The sequence below is a fragment of the Rhizocola hellebori genome (genome assembly GCF_016862955.1).
Lineage (GTDB): Bacteria > Actinomycetota > Actinomycetes > Mycobacteriales > Micromonosporaceae > Rhizocola > Rhizocola hellebori.
The window spans coordinates 42,111-61,084 of record NZ_BONY01000030.1; the positions used below are offsets into that span (position 1 = coordinate 42,111).

General features: G+C 68.6%; 22 protein-coding genes. 7 read left to right on the forward strand and 15 right to left on the reverse strand.

Annotated features, from left to right (window positions below):
- The first annotated feature begins 51 nt into the window (after window positions 1-51).
- Window positions 52-801, forward strand: coding sequence for an ATP-binding protein (locus tag Rhe02_RS24010; protein WP_203910587.1), 750 nt, complete (start codon window positions 52-54; stop codon window positions 799-801).
- Here the strand turns inward: Rhe02_RS24010 and Rhe02_RS24015 are convergent.
- From Rhe02_RS24015 to Rhe02_RS24040, 6 genes are read right to left on the reverse strand one after another with little or no spacing between them, the layout of a single operon-like run.
- The gene (locus Rhe02_RS24015) at window positions 776-2,068 is read right to left on the reverse strand and encodes an FAD/NAD(P)-dependent oxidoreductase (RefSeq protein ID WP_203910588.1); all 1,293 of its coding nucleotides are present in this window, start codon (window positions 2,066-2,068) and stop codon (window positions 776-778) included. The two genes, Rhe02_RS24010 and Rhe02_RS24015, sit on opposite strands and share 26 nt — an antisense overlap.
- The gene (locus tag Rhe02_RS24020; RefSeq protein ID WP_203910589.1) at window positions 2,058-2,261 is read right to left on the reverse strand and encodes a 2Fe-2S iron-sulfur cluster-binding protein; all 204 of its coding nucleotides are present in this window, start codon (window positions 2,259-2,261) and stop codon (window positions 2,058-2,060) included. The genes Rhe02_RS24015 and Rhe02_RS24020 overlap by 11 nt, the downstream gene beginning before the upstream one ends.
- On the reverse strand, window positions 2,248-3,333 hold the full coding sequence (locus Rhe02_RS24025; RefSeq protein WP_203910590.1) for an NAD(P)/FAD-dependent oxidoreductase: 1,086 nt from the start codon (window positions 3,331-3,333) through the stop codon (window positions 2,248-2,250). Before Rhe02_RS24025 ends, Rhe02_RS24020 begins: the two co-directional genes overlap by 14 nt.
- Window positions 3,318-4,655: an aminopeptidase P family protein gene (locus Rhe02_RS24030; protein ID WP_203910591.1), complete on the reverse strand. Its 1,338-nt coding sequence runs from the start codon at window positions 4,653-4,655 to the stop codon at window positions 3,318-3,320. Before Rhe02_RS24030 ends, Rhe02_RS24025 begins: the two co-directional genes overlap by 16 nt.
- Window positions 4,652-5,635 carry a proline racemase family protein gene (locus Rhe02_RS24035; RefSeq protein WP_203910592.1) on the reverse strand — a complete coding sequence of 328 codons (984 nt, stop codon included), beginning with the start codon at window positions 5,633-5,635 and terminating at the stop codon, window positions 4,652-4,654. The genes Rhe02_RS24030 and Rhe02_RS24035 overlap by 4 nt, the downstream gene beginning before the upstream one ends.
- Window positions 5,632-6,486: a dihydrodipicolinate synthase family protein gene (locus Rhe02_RS24040; protein ID WP_203910593.1), complete on the reverse strand. Its 855-nt coding sequence runs from the start codon at window positions 6,484-6,486 to the stop codon at window positions 5,632-5,634. Before Rhe02_RS24040 ends, Rhe02_RS24035 begins: the two co-directional genes overlap by 4 nt.
- 37 nt (window positions 6,487-6,523) lie before the next feature.
- Between Rhe02_RS24040 and Rhe02_RS24045 the strand changes: the two genes are divergently transcribed.
- Entirely contained in the window at window positions 6,524-7,183 is a 660-nt protein-coding gene (locus Rhe02_RS24045; RefSeq protein ID WP_203910594.1) for a GntR family transcriptional regulator, read from the forward strand.
- Here the strand turns inward: Rhe02_RS24045 and Rhe02_RS24050 are convergent.
- The 6 genes from Rhe02_RS24050 to Rhe02_RS24075 all read right to left on the reverse strand — a co-directional run bounded on the left by Rhe02_RS24050 (window position 7,180) and on the right by Rhe02_RS24075 (window position 11,182).
- Entirely contained in the window at window positions 7,180-7,605 is a 426-nt protein-coding gene (locus Rhe02_RS24050; protein WP_203910595.1) for a hypothetical protein, read from the reverse strand. The genes Rhe02_RS24045 and Rhe02_RS24050 overlap by 4 nt on opposite strands.
- A 4-nt stretch (window positions 7,606-7,609) precedes the next feature.
- Window positions 7,610-8,182, reverse strand: a complete 573-nt coding sequence (locus Rhe02_RS24055; RefSeq protein ID WP_203910596.1) for a hypothetical protein — start codon at window positions 8,180-8,182, stop codon at window positions 7,610-7,612.
- 106 nt (window positions 8,183-8,288) lie between these two features.
- Window positions 8,289-8,603: a hypothetical protein gene (locus Rhe02_RS24060; protein WP_203910597.1), complete on the reverse strand. Its 315-nt coding sequence runs from the start codon at window positions 8,601-8,603 to the stop codon at window positions 8,289-8,291.
- A complete protein-coding gene (locus Rhe02_RS24065; protein WP_203910598.1) occupies window positions 8,600-8,929 on the reverse strand; it encodes a hypothetical protein in 330 nt (109 codons plus the stop codon). Before Rhe02_RS24065 ends, Rhe02_RS24060 begins: the two co-directional genes overlap by 4 nt.
- 165 nt (window positions 8,930-9,094) lie before the next feature.
- Entirely contained in the window at window positions 9,095-9,856 is a 762-nt protein-coding gene (locus tag Rhe02_RS24070) for a S1 family peptidase (protein WP_203910599.1), read from the reverse strand.
- 63 nt (window positions 9,857-9,919) lie between these two features.
- Window positions 9,920-11,182, reverse strand: coding sequence for a sigma factor-like helix-turn-helix DNA-binding protein (locus Rhe02_RS24075; protein WP_203910600.1), 1,263 nt, complete (start codon window positions 11,180-11,182; stop codon window positions 9,920-9,922).
- Between the two features lie 36 nt (window positions 11,183-11,218).
- Between Rhe02_RS24075 and Rhe02_RS24080 the strand changes: the two genes are divergently transcribed.
- On the forward strand, window positions 11,219-11,680 hold the full coding sequence (locus tag Rhe02_RS24080; RefSeq protein WP_203910601.1) for a hypothetical protein: 462 nt from the start codon (window positions 11,219-11,221) through the stop codon (window positions 11,678-11,680).
- Window positions 11,677-12,393: a spermidine synthase gene (locus tag Rhe02_RS24085; RefSeq protein WP_203910602.1), complete on the forward strand. Its 717-nt coding sequence runs from the start codon at window positions 11,677-11,679 to the stop codon at window positions 12,391-12,393. The genes Rhe02_RS24080 and Rhe02_RS24085 overlap by 4 nt, the downstream gene beginning before the upstream one ends.
- A 30-nt stretch (window positions 12,394-12,423) precedes the next feature.
- Here Rhe02_RS24085 and Rhe02_RS24090 read toward each other — a convergent pair whose 3' ends face one another.
- Entirely contained in the window at window positions 12,424-14,631 is a 2,208-nt protein-coding gene (locus Rhe02_RS24090; protein WP_203910603.1) for a DUF6351 family protein, read from the reverse strand.
- 41 nt (window positions 14,632-14,672) lie between these two features.
- Window positions 14,673-15,017 carry a VOC family protein gene (locus Rhe02_RS24095; protein ID WP_203910604.1) on the reverse strand — a complete coding sequence of 115 codons (345 nt, stop codon included), beginning with the start codon at window positions 15,015-15,017 and terminating at the stop codon, window positions 14,673-14,675.
- A 91-nt stretch (window positions 15,018-15,108) separates the two neighbouring features.
- On the opposite strand from Rhe02_RS24095, the gene Rhe02_RS24100 reads away from it, so the two are divergent.
- From Rhe02_RS24100 to Rhe02_RS24110, 3 genes are all read left to right on the forward strand, one after another.
- Window positions 15,109-16,284 (forward strand): sensor histidine kinase, encoded by a 1,176-nt coding sequence (locus Rhe02_RS24100; protein WP_203910605.1) that lies wholly within the window; start codon window positions 15,109-15,111, stop codon window positions 16,282-16,284.
- Window positions 16,281-16,943, forward strand: coding sequence for a response regulator (locus Rhe02_RS24105; RefSeq protein ID WP_203910606.1), 663 nt, complete (start codon window positions 16,281-16,283; stop codon window positions 16,941-16,943). The genes Rhe02_RS24100 and Rhe02_RS24105 overlap by 4 nt, the downstream gene beginning before the upstream one ends.
- Before the next feature lie 76 nt (window positions 16,944-17,019).
- The gene (locus Rhe02_RS24110) at window positions 17,020-17,280 is read left to right on the forward strand and encodes an SHOCT domain-containing protein (RefSeq protein ID WP_203910607.1); all 261 of its coding nucleotides are present in this window, start codon (window positions 17,020-17,022) and stop codon (window positions 17,278-17,280) included.
- A gap of 489 nt (window positions 17,281-17,769) precedes the next feature.
- Here the strand turns inward: Rhe02_RS24110 and Rhe02_RS24115 are convergent, their stop codons facing one another.
- A complete protein-coding gene (locus Rhe02_RS24115) occupies window positions 17,770-18,960 on the reverse strand; it encodes a collagen-like domain-containing protein (RefSeq protein WP_203910608.1) in 1,191 nt (396 codons plus the stop codon).
- Between the last annotated feature and the right edge of the window lie 14 nt (window positions 18,961-18,974).

Genomic DNA, 18,974 nt, shown 5'->3' on the forward strand with positions numbered 1-18,974 from the left:
CTCCCAACACCAATGCCAGCTCGTTCTTGGTGAGACAGGCAGGTGCCAGTCATGGTCACCCTTGCACATACCACGAGCTATGACTTCGAAACCGGCCTTGCCCGGCTCTGGTTCCACGGTGACCTCGACATGGTCAGCGCCGCCAAGATACGTTCCGCGATGCTCAAGACGCTTTCCGAGCATCCGCTGGCTGTGATTGTCAATCTTGACGATCTGGAGATTCTGCAGGAGCTGGCGCTGCTGGTGCTGCCGGCACTGGTGCACAACCGCGAGGATGTCCCGATCCTGCTGTGCTGCGACCCGATCAGCCCCACCGGCATCATTGTTCGCGCCGCCTCGCTGGGCGGCATGCTTATCTACGCCCATGAGCGCGAGGCCTCGGCCGTCCTGGCCAAGGGCCGCTCCTCCAGCAAACGAGCTCATGTCCTGCTGCGCCCGACCCCAGCCGCCCCGGCCGTGGCCCGCCGTTTGGTGGTGCGGCTGTGCGAGGCCTGGGACCTTGAGATAGTGACCGAGGTTGCCGAGCTGATCATTTCGGAGCTGGTCACCAACGCCGTCCGGCACGCCGGCACAGATATAGAGGTGACCGCGGCCATCGGGGAGCATTTCCTGCACCTGCACGTGCGCGACCGGAGCAAGCAGCTGCCCACGCTCTCCGGCGCCGACGGCCTGCAGACCGCCCATCGCCGTGGCCTGCAGATGGTGGACCGTCTCTCCAACGGCTGGGGAACCACGCTCACGGCTTACGGCAAGACGGTGTGGGCGACGTTGCGCCTCACTCCGCCAGCTCCGCCAAGGTGACAGGCTGGGCGATCGGCCTGGTGCCGAAGGCAAGCAGATCGTCGCGGGAGACCTCGCGCCCCGCGCCCGCGGCCACCAGCTGGCATGCGGCCGCCCCGCAGACCCGCCCCTGGCACCAGCCCATGCCCACCCGGGTCATGAGCTTGGCACCCCGCCCGTCCACCACACCAAGCTGGCGGACTGAGCGGTTCACCGCATCGACCGTCACGCCTTCGCATCGGCAGAGCACCGTCTGTTCGTCGCACCGGCCGGCCCATGGCGGAGTGCGATGCACCCGCGCCAGGACCGCGGCGAAGCGGCGCAAGGCGGAGCGTCTGCGTAGCAGCGCGAGCGGAAGCGGTTGGCCCGTTGCGGCGAGCCCGGCGAGGCGGCCCTCGACCAGTGACAGTTCGGCACCGCCGACGCCGGTGACCTCGCCCGCGGCGTAGACGCCCGGCACCGAGGTGCTCTGGCCGTCTTCGACCTGCACCACCAGGCTCCCGTCGCCGTCGAGCCGGGTCTCGCACCCGGCGGCGATGGCCAGCTCGACCTGGGGGGTGAAGCCGTACCCGATGGCAAGCGCATCACACTCGATGACCCGCTGCCCGCCCGGCCCGCTGACGGTCACCGCCGTCACCCGGCCGTCGCCGTGCGCGGCGGAGACGACACGCCTTGTCCGGTAAGGGATCCGGTGCCGTGCAAGCTGGGCCAGGTAGGCAGCCGCCTCGGCCACCTTGCCCAGCGGCGGCACACCGCGCAGGTATCCCAGCGGGCTGGCCGCCTCGATGACCGCGGGCACCCGCACCCCGGCCCGAGCCAGCCCGGCCGCGACCGGCAGCAGGAAGGGCCCCGACCCGGCCACCACCACCCGTTTGCCGATCGGCACCCCTTGGCCCTTGAGCAAAGCCTGGGCGGCCCCGGCGGTGACCACCCCGGGCAAATCCCAGCCGGGGAACGGAAAGCTGCGATCGTAGGCCCCGGTGGCCAGGACCAGGCGCGCTCCGGCGAAGCGCTCACCGCCCTCCAGATGCACGGTGAAACCCGGCTCCACGAACCAAACCCGCGAACCCGGCCGGTAGTCCACCCCGGACAGCTGATCGCGCAAGGCCGCGAAGGTGGCCCAGTCGCGGTGACCGGCACCGGTGTCGGCCGCGCGGTGCCGCCAGAACTGGCCGCCCGGCCGCGTGGCCGCGTCGAGCAGGGCCACCGAGCGCCCGAACCGCGCCGCGGTGGTCGCCGCGGCGAGCCCGGCCGGACCGGCCCCGATGACCACGACGTCATATCGCACGGCTGACCACGTCCCCTTCCTGGGCCACGGTGACGCAGCCCCTTTCCGGTGGGCCGGCGTTGACCGACACCAGGCAGCCGAAGCACACCCCGATGGCGCAGAAAAGCCCGGCTGGTTCACCCGAGCGCACCAGCGCCGCGGCGATGCTCAGCTCCCCCTCGGCCGGGATCTGCCTACCTTCAAAGCTGAACATGGAACCGCTCCGGGCGAAACGGGCTCAGATCCACGTCTGTGGGTGAGCCGGTGATTTGATCGGCGATGAGCTTGCCGGTGATCGGGGCGAGCCCCACCCCCGCCCCCTCATGGCCGCAGGCGTGATAGAGCCCCGGCACGCGCGGGTCGGCCCCGATGATCGGCAGATGGTCCAGGGTATAGGGGCGAAAGCCTTTGTAGGCCCGGATGAGGCGAACCTGTTTCAGCACCGGGAACAACCGCACCGCTCCGGCCGCGAGCAGCCGCAGCACCGGAAGCGACATGGCCGCGTCGAACCCGACGCGTTCCCGGCTGGAGCCGATCAGGATGCTGCCCGCCTTGGTGCCCTCGATGACCGGCGAGGTTTGCAGGTCGGCGGCGTCGCTTTCCACGGCGGCCACATAGCTTGCCGCGTAGACCTTGTGCCTTACCAGTTCCGGCTGCCGCGAGGTGACCAGAATGAACCCGCGCCTGGGAAGGACCGGGACATCGCCGAGCTGACCCGCCCACACCCCGGCCGCGTTCACGATCGCGCCGGCGGCGATGACTCCGGCATCGGTCACCACCCGGCCCGGCTCGATGGAGGTCACCGTCACGCCGAGCCGAACCGTTGCCCCGCTGGCCCGCAGCAGCTGGGCCGCCGCGAGCATCGGCTGCACCTGCATGTCCTGCGGGTAGAACATGCCGCCCGCCAGATCGGGCGCCAGGTGCGGCTCGTAATCGCGAACGTCGGTCACCTCGGTCGCGGTGACGCCCGCCTGCCCGGAGGCGAAGGCCCGCAACGCTTCCTGCTGCTCCTGCGACTCGGTCACCACCAGGCCGCCCTTGACCTCGAGCTCGATGCCTTCCAGCTGTCGGCCAAGGGCTCGCCAGAGTTCGTTGGAGCGCAACGCGATCTGCAGCTCGGGCCCGGGCGGCTTGTCCGAGACGAGGATGTTGCCCTCGCCCGCCCCGGTGGTGCCGCCGGACACCCCGCCCCGATCGAGCACGGTCACCGTCAGCCCGGCCCGGCTCAGGTAGTAGGCGCAGGCCGCGCCGACCACCCCGGCCCCGATCACTACGACGTCTGGCACACCCTGTCCATCCACGACTCGACCTCGTCAGCGCTGCGGGGCAGATCGCTGGAGAGGATGCGCGCGCCCTCCTCGGTGATCAGGATGTCCTCCTCGATGCGGAAACCCATCCCGCGCATCTCGGCCGGGATCAAAGCATCGTCGGCCTGGAAGTAGATTCCCGGCTCCACCGTGAGCACATGCCCCGGGGTGAGCGTTCCGTCCAAATAGGACCCCGACCGGGCCTGGGCGCAGTCGTGCACATCGAGCCCGAGCATGTGTCCCGAGCCGCACAGCGTCCAGCGGCGATAGAGCCCGCTCTCCTCGTCGAGCGCCTGCTCGGCCGGGATCGGAAGCACGCCAAGGTCTTCCAGCCCGCAGGCGAGCACCCGCATGGCCGCCCGGTGGAAGTCGCGGTAAGCCGCACCCGGCTTCAGAGTTTCGATCGCGGCGTCGTTGGCCTTGCGGTTGAGCTCGTACAGATCCCGTTGCAGGGGCGTGAACCGCCCCGAGATCGGCAGCACCCGGGTGATGTCCGACGTGTAAAGGCTTCGCGTCTCGACTCCGGCGTCGAGCAGCAAGAGCTCCCCGTCGCGCAGCGGGCCGTCGTTGTCTATCCAGTGCAACGTCGCCGCATGCGCACCCGCCGCGACGATGGAGTGATAACCCACCTCGTTGCCCTCGAGCCGAGCCCGCGCCCAGAACACGCCTTCGAGATAGCGCTCCCGCCCGGAATCCAAGGCGCGCACCACATCCTCGAAGCCGCGGGTGGTGATGGCGACCGCTTCCTCCAGCTGCTCGATCTCCCACGCGTCCTTGACCAGACGCAGCTCGGAGAGGACAGCGGCCACCTCCGGGTCGGTCTCGTCGCGTCCACCCTCGGCGAAGGCATCCAGGTGCCTCGTGCGAAGGCCCAGCCGGCGCTCGCTTTCCCGCAGCGTGGCACGCCGCCCGGCCCACAGCTCGCCGTATTTGCGGTCACGGAAGAACTCGCCGTCGTCGCGGCTGGAGCGCGGGCGAAGGTAGAGCGCGCACTCGCCATCGGGCTCCTTGACGAAGACCCCGTCGCTGGACTGGTCGCCGGACAGCCAGACATAGGCCGAGTGCGGCCGGAACCGGAAGTATTGGTCATTGGAACGCTGTTTGAAGCCGCCGGAGCGGACCACTATCCGCTCACCCGGGAAGGCCTCCTGCAGCCGCGCCCGCCGGGCCGGGGTCCACTGCGCGACCGCCTCGGCGGCCGGGTCGGTCTCGGAGTCGAGCCAGCCGGTGCGCATGAAGTCTTCCAGCGCCGCCGACACGGGAAGGTCGTGGCTGCCGGTGTGAAAACGCTTGTCTGTCATAGCAAAAATCCAGCCGGGAAGGGGTCGTCAGGGGCAAGCCAATGCTGGGCGGTGCCGGTCAGCCAGGCGCGCCCGGTGATGGTCGGCACCACCGCCGCGAAATCGCCGACCGAAGTGGTCTCCGTGAGCCGCCCGAGGAAACGAGTGCCGAGAATGCCCTCGTTGACGAAATCGGTATCCAGCGGCAGCAGCCCGCGCGCGTGCAGCTGCGCCATCCGGGCGGAAGTGCCTGTGCCGCAAGGGGAACGGTCGAACCACCCGGGGTGGATCGCCATCGCGTGTCGCGAGTGACGCGCGTCGGAACCTTGCCCGGCAAGGTAAACGTGATGGCAGCCGCGGATGCCCTCGTCGAGCGGGTGCACCGGCTCGGCCTTGGCGTTGATGGCGGCCATCAGCTCCAGGCCCGCGTCGAGCAGCTCCCGCTTCGGGCTCTGCAGGGTCAGCCCGAGGTCGGCCATCTCGACGATGGCAAAGAAGTTGCCGCCGAAGGCAAGGTCGTAACGCACGCCGCCGGCGGACAGGTCGAGCCCCGCGCTGAACGAGGCCACATTGGTGATGGTGACCGAGGTGGCCACGCCGTCGCTCACCTGAACCTGCGCCGTCACCAGCCCGGCCGGGGTGTCCAGGCGCACCGTGGTCACCGGCTCGGTCACCTCGACCATGCCGGTTTCCACCAGCACCGTGGCCACGCCGATGGTGCCGTGCCCACACATCGGCAGGCAGCCGGAGACCTCGATAAACAGCACGCCATAGTCGGCGTCGGGCCGGGTGGGCGGTTGCAGGATCGCCCCCGACATGGCGGCGTGACCGTGCGGCTCGAACATCAGCCAGGTACGCAGATGGTCCAGATGGGCCATGAAGTGCAGCCGCCGCTGGGCCATGGTGTCGCCCGGGATGACCCCGATGCCACCGGTCACCACGCGCGTCGGCATGCCCTCGGTATGCGAGTCGACCACATGGACGACCCGGGACGCTTTCATCGGCACCCTTCCTTGATGGCCCGCTCGGTCGCGGCTACCACGGCCGCGGTCATGGTCTCGTTGAGCGGCAGCCGTGGTGGCCTGCACGGTCCACCGTAGCGACCGGCCAGGTCCATGGACAGCTTGATGGCCTGAACGAACTCGGTTTTCGAGTCCCAGCGCAGCAGCGGGTGCAGCAGCCGGTAGAGCTCGGGATCGCGGTTGCGGTAAAGCTCCATGCACGAGTGCGGCAAGGCGTTGGGATAGCCGGCGATCCAGCCCACCGCGCCCGCCTGCAGCAGCTCCAGCAGCACGTCGTCGGCGCCGACCAGCAGATCAAGGCCGGGCGCCAGCTCGGCTATCTCATAACCGCGCCGCACATCGCCGCTGAACTCCTTGACCGCGACGATGAGCCCCTCGCCGTGCAGCTTGGCCAGCATCTGCGGGGTCAGGTCGACCTTGGTGTCATAAGGGTTGTTGTAGGCGACGATCGGGAGCCCGGCCTTGGCCACCTCCCGATAGTGCGCCAGCACGGCCTCATCGTCGGCACGGTAGGCCGTCGGCGGCAGCAGCATCACCGCCTGGCAGCCCGCCTCGCCCGCTTTCTCGGCCCAGGCCCGCGCCTCCAGGGCCCCATAGGCGGCCACGCCCGGCATGACCACCTTGGCGCCCGCTTCGACCGCGGCCCGCATGACCGTCTCGCGTTCGGCCGCGCTGAGCACCTGATATTCCCCGAGCGAACCATTGGGGACCACTCCGTCGCAGCCGTTGTCGGTCAGCCAGCGCACATGGTCTTTATAGGTGTCGACATCGATCTGGCCGTCGCGCCACGGCAGGGCGGTCGCGACGAGTACCCCACGCCAAGGTTTCATTAAACGATCTCCTCAGTAATATGTTACACATTACCTTGTGACCCTAGCCCCACGACAGAGCCTGCGGGAAGAGATCGCCACCACCCTTCGCGCCTCGATCATCGCTGGGCAGCTTCGTCCTGGCCATGTTTATTCGGTACCAGGTCTGGCCGCCGAATTCGGCGTCTCCCCCACCCCCGTGCGGGAAGCAATCCTCGATCTGGCCAAAGAAGGTCTGCTCAGCATCGCCAAGAACAAGGGCTTCCGGGTCAGCGAGCTCTCCGAGCGCGAGCTGGATCAGATCACCGAAGTCCGGGCGCTGCTCGAAATCCCCACCGTGACCGCCCTGCACGGCAAACTGACCCCCGACCAGCTGACCGAGCTGCGGCTCCTCGCCGACGCCATCGTCACCGCCGCCCAGAAGCAGGACGTGGTCGCCTATCTGGCGGCCGACACCGCCTTCCACACCACCCTGCTGGGCCTGTCCGGCAACGCCACCCTGGTGGAACTGGTCACCGACCTTCGCAACCGCACCCGGCTCTACGGCCTGGACGCGCTTGTCCACAATGGACAGCTGGTCGACTCCGCCGCCGAACACGTCGAACTGGTAACGCTGCTCGCCACCGGCAGCCGAGCCGAGGTGGCCAAGCTGATGCGCCACCACCTCAGCCACGTGCGCGGCATCTGGGCCGCGACCCCTGACAGCCGACTCGGCTAGCTCGCCGCCGGCGCGAGGTAAGACAGGCCGCAAGAGGTCCAGGCGGCCCGGCGAATGGTGTCGTAGGCTTTCAGCCCATCGGTGTGTGTCTGCTGGGGAAGCGTGCTCTGCGCGGGCCTGGTGTCGCCGGGCGCTTCCCGCTGGGCCTCGGCGTAGAGAAGGCGAACATAGGCCGCGTGAGCGACCGCCGCCTCGCGCAACTGTCCATTGCTCTGCAGCGCAAGCCGATCGCTGGCATCGATCAGGTGTTTGAGAAGCTGCTGCTTCCCCCGCACCCCCATTGGCCTGAATATCTCATCCATGGTCCGGCAGGCAGTTGGGCTCAATGGTGGCGCCACCTCAGCGGTGGCGCCCCCGTCATGCAACATGTAGACAATTGCCAATGCCACCAACGCAAGCACGGCAAGCGATAGCTTTCTCATCGGATCAGTTGAGAACCGATGAGTCGCGCACCGCGCCGCCGGTCGCCCATTCCCACTGGCTCATGCCGGCTTGCCAGAACCAGGCGCCGACAAACACGTAACCGGTGACCTGGTTGGCTGACAGGGGCGAGTTGTCCAGCACCCACGCCGTCGCACACGTCACCTGGTACCCGGGCATGAGCTCCCCGTAGTAGCAGTTGTTGGTGGGATCGCCGAAGTAACCCTTCAGCGTCTTGGAGGTGTCGTTGAAGCCCATCTTCAATCCCAGCATCGCTTTGCCGCCGGCCGTTCCAAACTGGACATATCTTGAGCCGTAGTGGTTGTTGTACTGTCCCTGGTTGGTGGCGCCGTTGTAGACCGTGACATCCCCCGCGAAGTACTCGCCCGTGGTGGCTTTCTGGATGCAGACCCGGGTCAGCATGTCGGTGAAGGTGCCGCTGGCCGGACCTTGGTAAGAGGTGATTGCCAGCCAGCCGGGGCCACACCAACCGGCGGCCTGTGCCGGAGCCGCGGGAAGCACGACGGCCGCGGCAGCCGCGACGGCCATAGCGACGGTAACCTTGACGAACTTGCGCACAGTGATCTCCTTTCAACGCATGTGGGATGAACCGATACCCACATGGTTCGCGCGCCGGGAGTCACCAAACAGAGCCACTATCGAGCCGTTTGAGTCGCGTAGTGGCTCAGGATTGCAAGATGTGCATCGCAGCGCCGAGAACCGCCGTCGCAGCGCCGAAGCCCATGAGCTGATAGTCGGGCCGCCCGCCGAACGGAGCGATGGACGATCCTTGCATCCAGCCACCGTGGCTCTTCGTCATCAAGCGAAATGCCATGCCGGCGCCCAGAATCGACAGCCCAGCGAACGCGACGACCAGACCCCAGTGCCTCACCTCATGGCCGGGGTTCTTCACGAACATCTCGATCAGCAGCAGCCCCAGCGAGGAACCCGCCATCGCCGCCGACAGAATCCAAGCCGCCCTGATGTTCTGCCGGCTCATCGGCGGTCGGGCCAGTCGCGGTGCGGCAGAAGGCTTAAGCGCCAGGCAACCCGGCTCAAAAAGTAAATGCCCAGCGGTGGCATCAGCCAATACAGGCCGTGCACCCACCGGTAGGACACCCGGGCTGCCAGGAAACCCGTGAAGAGGACGGGAAAGACCGCGCCCAGGAAATCGGCCAATGGCCCGTTGCCTGCCAGCGGAAGGACCACGAAACGCTTGACCATAAGCCAGCCGGCGACGCCGATGACGACGATCGCGCCAGCCAGCAGCACTCGCGGCACCCTGCCCCGTGGCTTGGCCAGCGCGGCCTGCGCTGCGGGGATCATGAGTGGCTGCCACCCCCGTTCGCGATCGCTGCAGAGGGCGCGAATTTATCAGGTTGGTACCCGGCGGCAAGCTGGCCGAATGGCCAGAAACCGGCGTGCACCCCGCAATGTGCCGCCACCTCGGCAAAACCTCGTGCCCTCCGGGGTGGCGGCACAGCCCACCGCCTAGGCCGGCAAACCGCCGACCGTGGTGTTGATCCAGGAGCGGATCGCGGTCAGGTCGCTGTAGATGGACGGACCGGTGGCGCAGGTCGAGCTGTTGTTGCCGGCGCGGCTCGTGGCGCCGATCAGCCACCAGCGGGTGCTGCCGGCGATCTTCTTGACCTGTGGCCCGCCGGAGTCGCCGTAGCATGCGCCCGCGACACCGCCGGTGTTGTTGGTGCAGATCTCCAACGGCCCGTTGATACCCGAGCACGAACCGTCGGTGCGGATGGACGTGTCGAGCTGGCGCGCCACGGTCGGCGCGGAGCCGCAACCCGGCGTCGGGCAGGTCTGGCCCCAGCCGATGATGCGGGTGGCCGTGCCCACCGCGCCCGAGGTGGTCGGAATGGGGGCGGGGGCGAAGGTGACGTTGCTGGCCAGACGGAAGAGCTTGACGTCGGCGCTCGGGTTGTTGACCACCTGTACGACGCTGACCACCACACCACCGCTGGTGCGGTTGATGCTGCCGACGCGCACACTGCTCGGGTTCGAGCAGTGCTTGGCGGTGACCACCCAGTTGGCCTTGATCAGAGATCCGGTGCACCCGCTGACGTACACCATGAACGAGTAGTTCTCGGTCGCCGAAACGCCACCGACGACCGTCGTGCCGACGTCGCCGTCACCGGTCGGTCCGGAGTAGGCGATAGCGGGCGCGGCCGGTGCCGCCAGGCTGGAAGCGAAGAGGCTGGCCACTATGGCCAGCCTCGCGATCGGGGATGTCCTCATGACCTTCAATATAGATATGTGTCAGCCACATATACAGCCGTGAATTTTCAGGGTTAAGCCCGGCTACGGCGATTGAATGAGGATGCCTTCGGCGAATGTGATCAGGTCTTCCTTGGTGAGCATTTCGAACGGGGTGCGCTGCTCCAGGCTGACCCGGATCACGCTGCCGTCGTCGAGGTGAATCCAGATCTCGGCCCAGAGCAGGTTCGGGTAGATGAGGTGGGCGGTGCGGCCCTGGATGCTCACGGTCACCGGCTGGACCGGCCAGCTCGCCTGGCCCAGCACGTCGGCCATGGCGGTCACACACAGCCCGAAGCTCGGCTGGGTCTGGCTGGCCGCCAGGCAGACCGACTGCGGATTGGCCCGCCGCAGCACATAGCCCGCCGGCATCAGCGAGATGGTGAACGGCGGCAGCGACATCTTGGCCTCTCCCAGCACCAGACCGGCGGCAACCTGATCGGCTTCGGCCAGCGATATCCGGTCGGAGACGAGCCTGAGCCAGTGCCCGTCGCGCTCCCAGACATGGTCGACCCGCCTGCGGCTTTCGATCGGGAGCGGCGTCGGGCTGACCGTCAGCGCGAAATTCTGATAGGTCATCCCGATCGTGGCCCCGTCCTGATGGATCACGGGCACGCCCGCATCCAGCGGCAGATAGGTTGCCACATAAGGAAAAACGGGAAACGGGAAGATAGCCGGGATCATCCGGACAGGCGAGGGCAGATAGGTGTGGGTCGGGCTGGGATCCGGCGCCGGAGGCGGGGCCGGAGCCGGCTTGGTGGGCGGATTGGCCAGCGCGCCGACCGCCACGATCACCGCGATCACGGCGGCGGCCACGGTGACCCGCCGCCGGGACCGCTTCGCAGCCGCGCCGGCCGCGCCCTGCAGCAGCACCGAGGTGCCGGGGCTGAGGGATTCATAGCTGTCCAGCGCGGAAACCACCACAGCCTCATCAACCAGGGCGAGTGCTTGCTCCGCCAGCTTCGCGGCCGTGTTGGGCGAGCCCTCCAGGTGCTCGGCGATCTCCAGATAGCTCAGCCCCGCCAGGAATCGGAGCACCACCACCGCCCGCTGCGTTCGCGACAGCGGCGCCAGCGGATCACCCGCCGCCGGGGCGGATCGCCGCCAGGGCGACAGGTAGGCACGGACGATGCCTTGCCGCATAAAGGTTTGCGGGCTCTCCTCGGCTATCCGCGCCCACTGCCCCTGCGCCTCGGCCAAAGCCCGGAACAGCAGCTCGCGGGCGGGTCGTTCCTGACCGGCCAGGGCCCTGGCCAATCGGAGGAACTCGCCACCGCGGGCTCGCACGTACTCATCAAAAGGGACCATCGCCGGAAAACCCCTAAGCAAACTAAGCTGCCCGCCATGGACACGACATCGCTGCGCCAAGGGTATGCCGAACTCATCGCAGAGGCGCGGCGCGGCGGCTTCGGCCAGCCGCCTGCGGGCGAATGGTCGGCCGAACAGATCATTGCGCACGTCGCCGCCAACGACGAACTGCTGGCCGAGACCACCGAGCACGTCCTGAGTGGTAACCGCCGGGCCTACTACAACCACGACGCAGTGGACACCGCGAAACTGACCGAAATCGTTGCCGCCCACGGCAACCTGGAAGCCTTGACCGACTGGCTGGAGAAGACCAGCAGCCGCCTGGTGGAATTGGCCGGCCGGCTCGACGAGAAGATGCCCACCATGGTGCACACCACGATTCGCGACGGCGACCTCACCCGGGTCGACCAGCCGTGGCCCTGGCCCAGAGCCATCAAAGTGCAAGCAGGACACCATCTTCCCGCCCACCTCGCACAGCTGCGAGCGCTCCGGGTGTGAGCGGGCGAAGGCGCGGGCCGCGCAGCATAGTCGAGCCGACCGACTTCGGGCAGGCAGAACTGATCCCGGAAACCGAACGGCCCGGCTGCTGGACTCTGCTCATCGACGGCCTGCCGCAGTCGCATGTGGACCTATTACACCCGGCGCGGCTGCATTTCGACTATCTGCGCTGGATCGGGTACGTCATCGACGCCGCCGCAGCGCAACGCCATCCCCTGCGCGTGCTGCACCTGGGCGGCGGCGCGCTGGCCCTGCCCCGCTTCACCGCCGCCACCCGGCCCGGCTCGGCCCAGCTGGTCATCGAGCGTGACGCGGCGCTGATGATGCTCGTGCGGCGGGTGCTGCCGCTGCCGGCGCGCAGCGGCATCCGGGTCAGGCACGCCGAAGCCTGCGCCACGGTCACGGCCATGGCCGCGGGCCGCTACGACCTGGTGATCGCCGACTTTCCGGCCATGCCCAGCAGCCTCGGCCACGAGGTCGCCCGGCTGCTGCGGCCCGGCGGCTGCTACGCCGCCAACCTGCTCGCCAGGCCGAAACCCTATGTGCCGGTGGGCTTCCACGACGTGTGCCTGATCGCCGACCCCAACGTGCTGCGCGGCCGCCGCGACGGCAACATCGTGCTCGCCGCCTGCCTCGACGCCCCCTTGCAGACGGACAGGCTGGCCTCCGCGATCGCTCGCGAACCCCAACCCGTCCGCCTCCAACCCATCTAACCGTTACCTCCCTGGGCGCCGCGCGTTGCTTTAGCGCGCGCCAGGCTTACCAGCGTCGCCTTTGGTGTAGTCACAGACGCCGGTGGGGAAGATTTGTTCCAGTTTGAGCTGTTGTTCGGCCGTGGGGGTCCACGAGCCGTAGAGGCCCTTCGCTATGGCTGAGCTCACGCTCTGCAGGTGGCAGGCGTAGATCGAGCCTTCGATCGGGCCGCCCGCGACCATCCGCGAGGTGCCGTAGATCGGGAACGTCGAGGTGCATGTGCCCGCGGGGCGGTCGTTGAGGATGCCGTCCCACACGTTGGGGCCGGAGGCGATCTCGGCTCCGGTCGTGGTGAAGCACTTGTCCACGGCCGCCGCGGGTTTGGTGCCGGTACGCATCCACTCATCGATCACGGTAAGCGCCTGCGGCGTCTGGTCGAAGGCCACCGCTGGACGCGCGTCGGTGAACCAGATGACCTGGTTGCTCGCATTGCCGTCGTAGTTGAGCATCCGCTGCCGGCTGGCGAAGGACTGATGCGAGTTGTGCATGTCCAGCTGGTCTTCCAGGTAGTGCCGCCAGTCGATGATCGGGATATCGATCTTGCCGGTGAAGACGTGCCCCGACTCGTACGCGCCTTTGATCGCTATCCGGTCACCGGTGGTCCGGCCCGGCTGCATGTTGCGCGCGCTCCACGGATCGAACTGGGCCGGATCGGCACAGGCCGCGGGCGTGAACGGGCAGCCCTCCTGAACCATCTGCGACGCCGGCTTCCAGGTGCCCACCTTCTCGTTGAGGTCGAGGAACTCGGCCGGGGTGAGCAGGCCGGAGGTCAGCGACTTGAGCCCGTACTGGACGCCGACGTTGTCCCAGCTGTTGCGCGCGTAACCGTCCGGGCCGACGCCATAGATGGTCTTGAGGTCTTCGGCGTGGGTCCAGTGCACGGTCGCCGCCACCCCGGGCGGGTCCATCCTCGCCCACAGCGGATCCAGCTGTGTCCACAGTGGATTGAGGGTGAGCGGGGTCAGGCCGCGCCAGCCCCGGACGCACTCGTCGGAACCGGGGCGGTTGCCCAGGTACGGGTTGGGCACCGTGGCCGAGCCGTTCATGCCGATCAGAGCCGTGCGGTTGTCCCAGTTCTGCCACTTGGGGTTGGCCCGGTCGGTGACGTCCATGTAGTACTCGAGCAGCTCGCAGTCGGCCACGTGGATGCCCTGCGTGACCATGTCCGAGTAGGAGTACTGCGGGATGGCCGCGTCGATGATCCGCGCCCCGTAGTTCTGCCCGTAGACGTACTGCTGCAGGCCTCCGCCCGAGCCACCAACGCCGACGGTGTACATGGGCACGCCGTGCTCCTCGATGAAACGCTCCTTGAGCATGAGCGCGGTCTCGCCGCCGAGGGTCAGGTTGTAGTGGGTGTTGGTGCGGTTGCCGGTCGAGTAGAGAATCGCGTAACCGAGCGAAAGTCCTTCGTGGTAAAGGGCTCCGCCGGGCAGGCGGCCCTGGTCGCGGCCGATGGCCACGCCGCCGTCGAAGCGGTAGATGACCCGCTTGTTCCACGCCGTTTCGTCATCGAGCATCGCGATCGAATAGATGAAGCGGTTGTTGACGCCCCGCTCGCGCTTGATGACGTAATCGAGGGTGCGACCGTCCAAAGTGGTCGTTGTGGTCATGTCCGCGGGACGGGTGCCGTCGGCGGGCATCGCCTTGAACTGCCCGTTGCTGGCGCGGTAGAGCCGGTCGTTGACGGGTGCGGCGGCCGCGCAGTCACGGCTCCAGCCGGTGACCGCGCCGGTCGCGTCCAGTACCCGATAACCCTGCCCCTCCTGGTTATCGACCACCGGCTGGCCAAGGTCGGCGCTCTCGGTGCGGCAGAGGAAGGGATATTGGCGTGGGCCGGAGAAGATCGGGCCGGCGCCGTGGTCGCGCACGAACTTGACCGCGGGGAAAGCGCTGGGCCCAAAGGCGATAAGGATGTTCCAGCCCTCACGCAGGCCGCCGACCACGCCGGTGAGCGTGCGGGCGGCCGGATCGGCGGTCAACGAGGCGGTGACGTCGACACCGTTGCTGGTCAGCTTGACCTTGTCCATTTTGGTGTGCGCACCCATTGAGACGCGGATGAGCGCGTCCCCGCCGGTCACCTGATCGGCACGGCTGGAGAGCACATCGATGTCGAGGCGGTGGTTGCCCGGTGAGGCGGTAGCCGGAGCCGCGGAGACCACCACTAGCAATAGGGCTGTTGCTATGGCTGGTAATTTCATGCCCGACGATGGCATGAAATCCATTTACATGTCTATGGTGTTCAGCGCAGCAGACAGAACTCGTTGCCCTCCGGATCGGCCATGACCGTCCAATGTTCCTGCTCACGCACGACGGTCGCGCCGGCGGCCAGGATCGCCGCACGATCGCCTCTGATATCGAGGTGGATCCGCCCGACCGGGAGCAGCTCCTCCGCCTGCGCGATCCACACATGCAGCGTGCCGTCGTCCTTGCGGCCGAGCAGCACCGACTCATCGGGGGCCAGGCTGCGGGCCTCGATCGCCGCTTGGTCCTCGGGGAAGATGGGCAGGCCGGTCACCACGCTCCAGAACGGCCCCATGACATAGGGGTCACGGCAATAAATCACCACCGAGTGAATGTTCGCCACGCCAAGACCATAGCGACTACTCCCGGCGGAGTAGGCCGATTATCTGCGCGGGGCGGATGCCGCAGGCGCGCGGATGGGCGATCATGCATAGGTGCGACGTCGACGCCACCGCTTTCGTCCCTGGCCGGTGCCCTTGGCCGTGGTCCAGGTGGCGGCCGGCCTCATTTCGCACACCGTCGGCCCGCTGGGCCTGCTGTTCCTGCTCGCCGGTCCCCTTCTGCTCGGCCTGACCTTGCGCAAACGGCCCGCGCTGGCGGTCACGGCTTTGGGTGCCTTGACTTTGATCTATCTTTCTTTCGGGTACCACATAGGCCCGGCCCTGCCGAGTGCCGTGGTGGCTGTCGCCTATGCGGTCAGCCACGGCGCTCGCCTGGCCGGCTGGCTGACCCTGGCCGGCGTCTACCTGGGCTGGCTCGCCCTCGGCTTCACCGACTTACGTGTTCAAGGCACGCTGTGGCAGGAGCTGCGCTGGGCCGGCCTGGCCCTGCTGATCGGCGGCTTCGCCGAGCTGGTCGACAACCGCCGCCAGCGGGTCGCCGCCTTCCGCCAGCTCTACGCCGAGGAGCGGCTGCGACGTGAGGAGGAACGCGGGCGGCGCGAGGAGCAGGAGCGGCTGCGCATGGCCCGCGAGCTGCATGACGTGCTCGCGCACAGCCTCTCCCTGATCGCGGTGCGGGCGTCGGTCGCGCTGGAGCTGATGGAATCCAACCCGGAAGAGGTGCGCAAGGCGTTGGTGGCCATCAAGGAGGCGAGCAAGGGCGGGCTCGACGAGGTCCGCACGGTCCTGTCCGGGCTGCGCGACCCCGCCCCGCGCTCTCCCGCACCCTCGCTCGACCGGCTCGACGAGCTGGTCTCGGAAACCCCCGGCCTGGCTGTCACGCTCACCAGAACCGGCATCAATTCGCCGCTCCCTTCCGCCGTGAGCCTCGCCGGCTATCGCATCGTCCAGGAGGCGCTGACCAACGTGATCCGGCACAGCCGATCCCGTAGGGCTGTCGTGCACCTGCACCAAACCTCGCACCTGCTCCTGATCGGCGTCAGCGACTTCGGCCCAGCCCACTCCCGGCCCGCCACCTCCGGCCCCGCCACCTCCGGCCCGGGCGACGCCGGCACGGCCGCTGCCGCGGGCGGGTCTGTGGGCGGCAGTGGGCTGATCGGCATTGATGAGCGCGCCGCCGCGCTGGGTGGGGTGGTGCAGGCCGGACCTGACCCGGCGGGCGGCTTCACCGTCCATGTGGCGCTGCCGCTGACCGGAGGTGTTCGATGATCCGGGTGCTGCTCGCCGACGACCAGGCCTTGGTGCGGGCCGGTTTCCGCGCCCTGCTCGACGCCCAGCCCGACATCGCCGTCGTCGGCGAGGCGGGCGACGGTGCCGAGGCGGTCGCTCTGGCCGCCACGCTTAGCCCGGACATCGTGCTCATGGACATCCGCATGCCCCGGCTGGACGGCCTCGAAGCGACCCGCCTCATCGCGGCCGCCGGGTCGTCCCCCAAAATCATCGTGCTCACCACCTTCGAGCTGGACGAGTACGTGTTCACGGCGCTTCGCGACGGCGCGGCCGGATTCCTGGTCAAGGACACCGAGCCGGCCGATCTGATCCGGGCGGTCCGCGTGGTCGCGGCCGGGGAGGCGCTGCTGTCGCCGAGCGTGACCCGCCGCCTGATCTCCGAATACGCCAGCCGCTCCCGTTCCACGCCGACCGGGGCCGGTCAGCTCGGCTCGCTCACCGACCGCGAACGCGAGGTGGTGGCCCTGGTCGCCCTCGGACTGTCCAATGAGGAGATAGCCGGGCGGCTCGTGCTCAGCCCGCTGACCGCCAAGACCCATGTCTCGCGCGCGATGGTCAAGCTCGGCGCCCGCGATCGGGCCCAGCTGGTGGTGCTGGCCTACGAGTCCGGTCTGGTGCGGCCCGGCTGGACGGGCTGACTACTCCCGCTGGGGTAGCCCCAAGTGTCGCCCGCTGTACGACGTAACATCCGCCCGCGGCGCACACCATCGAAGCATGACAACACTTCTGGCGCACGACCCCACCTGGGCCCACGGAGGCTGGTGGTTCCTCGCACCGTTCGTCTGGATCTTCTCGTTCTTCCTGATCGTCGGGCTGTTCCGGGCCATCTTCTGGCGGCGGCGGGGGCACCGCCACTGGTACCGCCACCACCAGGGCACGGGCCGTTCCATCCTCGCTGAGCGCTACGCCCGCGGCGAGATCGACGAGCAGGAGTACCGGACAAGACTCGCCGTACTAGACACGCCGCCGCAATAACCGCATTTCGCCTACCGAGATGGTTGGGTGTATCTGACGAAGATCACCCAACCGTCCTGTGAGGTGTTACGTGCAGATCGGCAAGCTTGCCCTCTCCTGCTCGTTGGCAACCGCCGCAGGCCTGTTGTTGTCCACCTCGGCCATTCCGGCCAGCACCGTCGGCCTGCGCCCCGATCAGCTGAACACCACGTCATGGGCCTTCGCCACACACGACTGTTCGGCTTTTCCCGGGATCCTCTACACGCTGGACGGCTGGCACTTCGTTCTCCCCGAAACCACCGGCCTGCGTTTCCTCTCGGTCACCTTCATCTTCGGCCCCGATCGCCTGGTCGTCGGCCCGGTGCTGAGCACCAACCGCGACCGACCCAGCCGGGGCTCGGGATGGACCGGGCACCTTTCGCCCGACGGCCGCAACGCCTACATCAAGGTTCCGGCCGGCCTCACCCTCCTCGAAGGCACCGCACAGGTGGAGCCCAACTCCGCCAAGGGTTACTTCGACCTGGCCGACGTGTGCGCGCGCCCCACCAAATCCCCGCGCCCCCAAGCCTCGTCCAGCGAAAGCGCCGGCCCCAGCGGCTCGGCCGCCCCCGACAGCACCGCCCCGAACAGCTCAGGCCCCAGCGGTTCCTCCACTCCGAACGGCCCGCGTTTCCCCATCGGCCCGGGAGCGCCCATCGGCCCCGGCTCCCCGAGCCGTCCCGGCTTCCCAAGCCGACCCAGCTTCCCGTCAACCCCGGGCTTCCCCTCAGCCCCCGGCAGCGCCTCCGGCCCTCGCACGCCGTCCGGGCCCAGCCACCCCATCGTCCCCGGCGCACCCTCCGGCCCGAACTCCTCCCGCCCGAACACTTCCGGCCCCAACTCCTCCGGCCCCAACTCCTCCGACCCGAACTCTTCCGGCCCGAACTCGTCAGACCCGAACTCGTCTGGCCCCAACTCTTCCGGCCCCAGCTCGTCGGGCCCGCGCTCGCCCATCGGTCCGGGCGTCCCGGCCGGCCCAGGCTCCCGGCCGGGCTCAGGCTCACCGTCGAGTCCATCGGGCTCCGGCTCACCGTCAGGCTCAGGCTCACCATCAGGTCCCGGCGCACCATCGAATTCGGGCTCGCCTGTTGGTCCGGGGTCGCCGTCGGGTCCGGGCTCGCCGTCGGGTCCGGGCTCGCCGTCGGGTCCGGGCTCGCCGTCGGGTCCGGGCTCGCCGTCGGGTCCGGGGTCACCCTCGGGTCCAGGGTCACCCTCGGGTCCAGGGTCGCCGTCAGGGCCGGGGTCGCCGTCGGGCTCAGAGGCGCCGTCGGGGCCGGGGTCACCGTCAGGGCCGGGAGCGGGGTCGGGGGCGCCGTCGGGGCGGGCTCCGATCGGGCCTGGCCGGCCGAGCGAGTCTGCCACCCCGCGCGGCCCTGGCGCACCGGGCGGGTCAGGGTCGGGGGCGCCCAAGGGTTCCGCGACGCCGGGCGGATCCGGGACACCCGGTGGGTCGGGCGCGCCCAAGGGGTCCGGAACGCCGAGCTGGCCCGGTACCGGTGTGCCCAAGGGGTCTGGCACGCCGGACGGGCCGAAATCCGGTATTCCCAAAGCTTCAGCCACGCCAAGCAGCGCGGCATCCAGCGCCGCCAATGGTTCCAGCGCACCGAGCGGGCCCGGGGCGGGCAACTCCGGTGGCGCGGGCCCGAATACCGGCTCGGCCACTCCCGAGGGCCCGG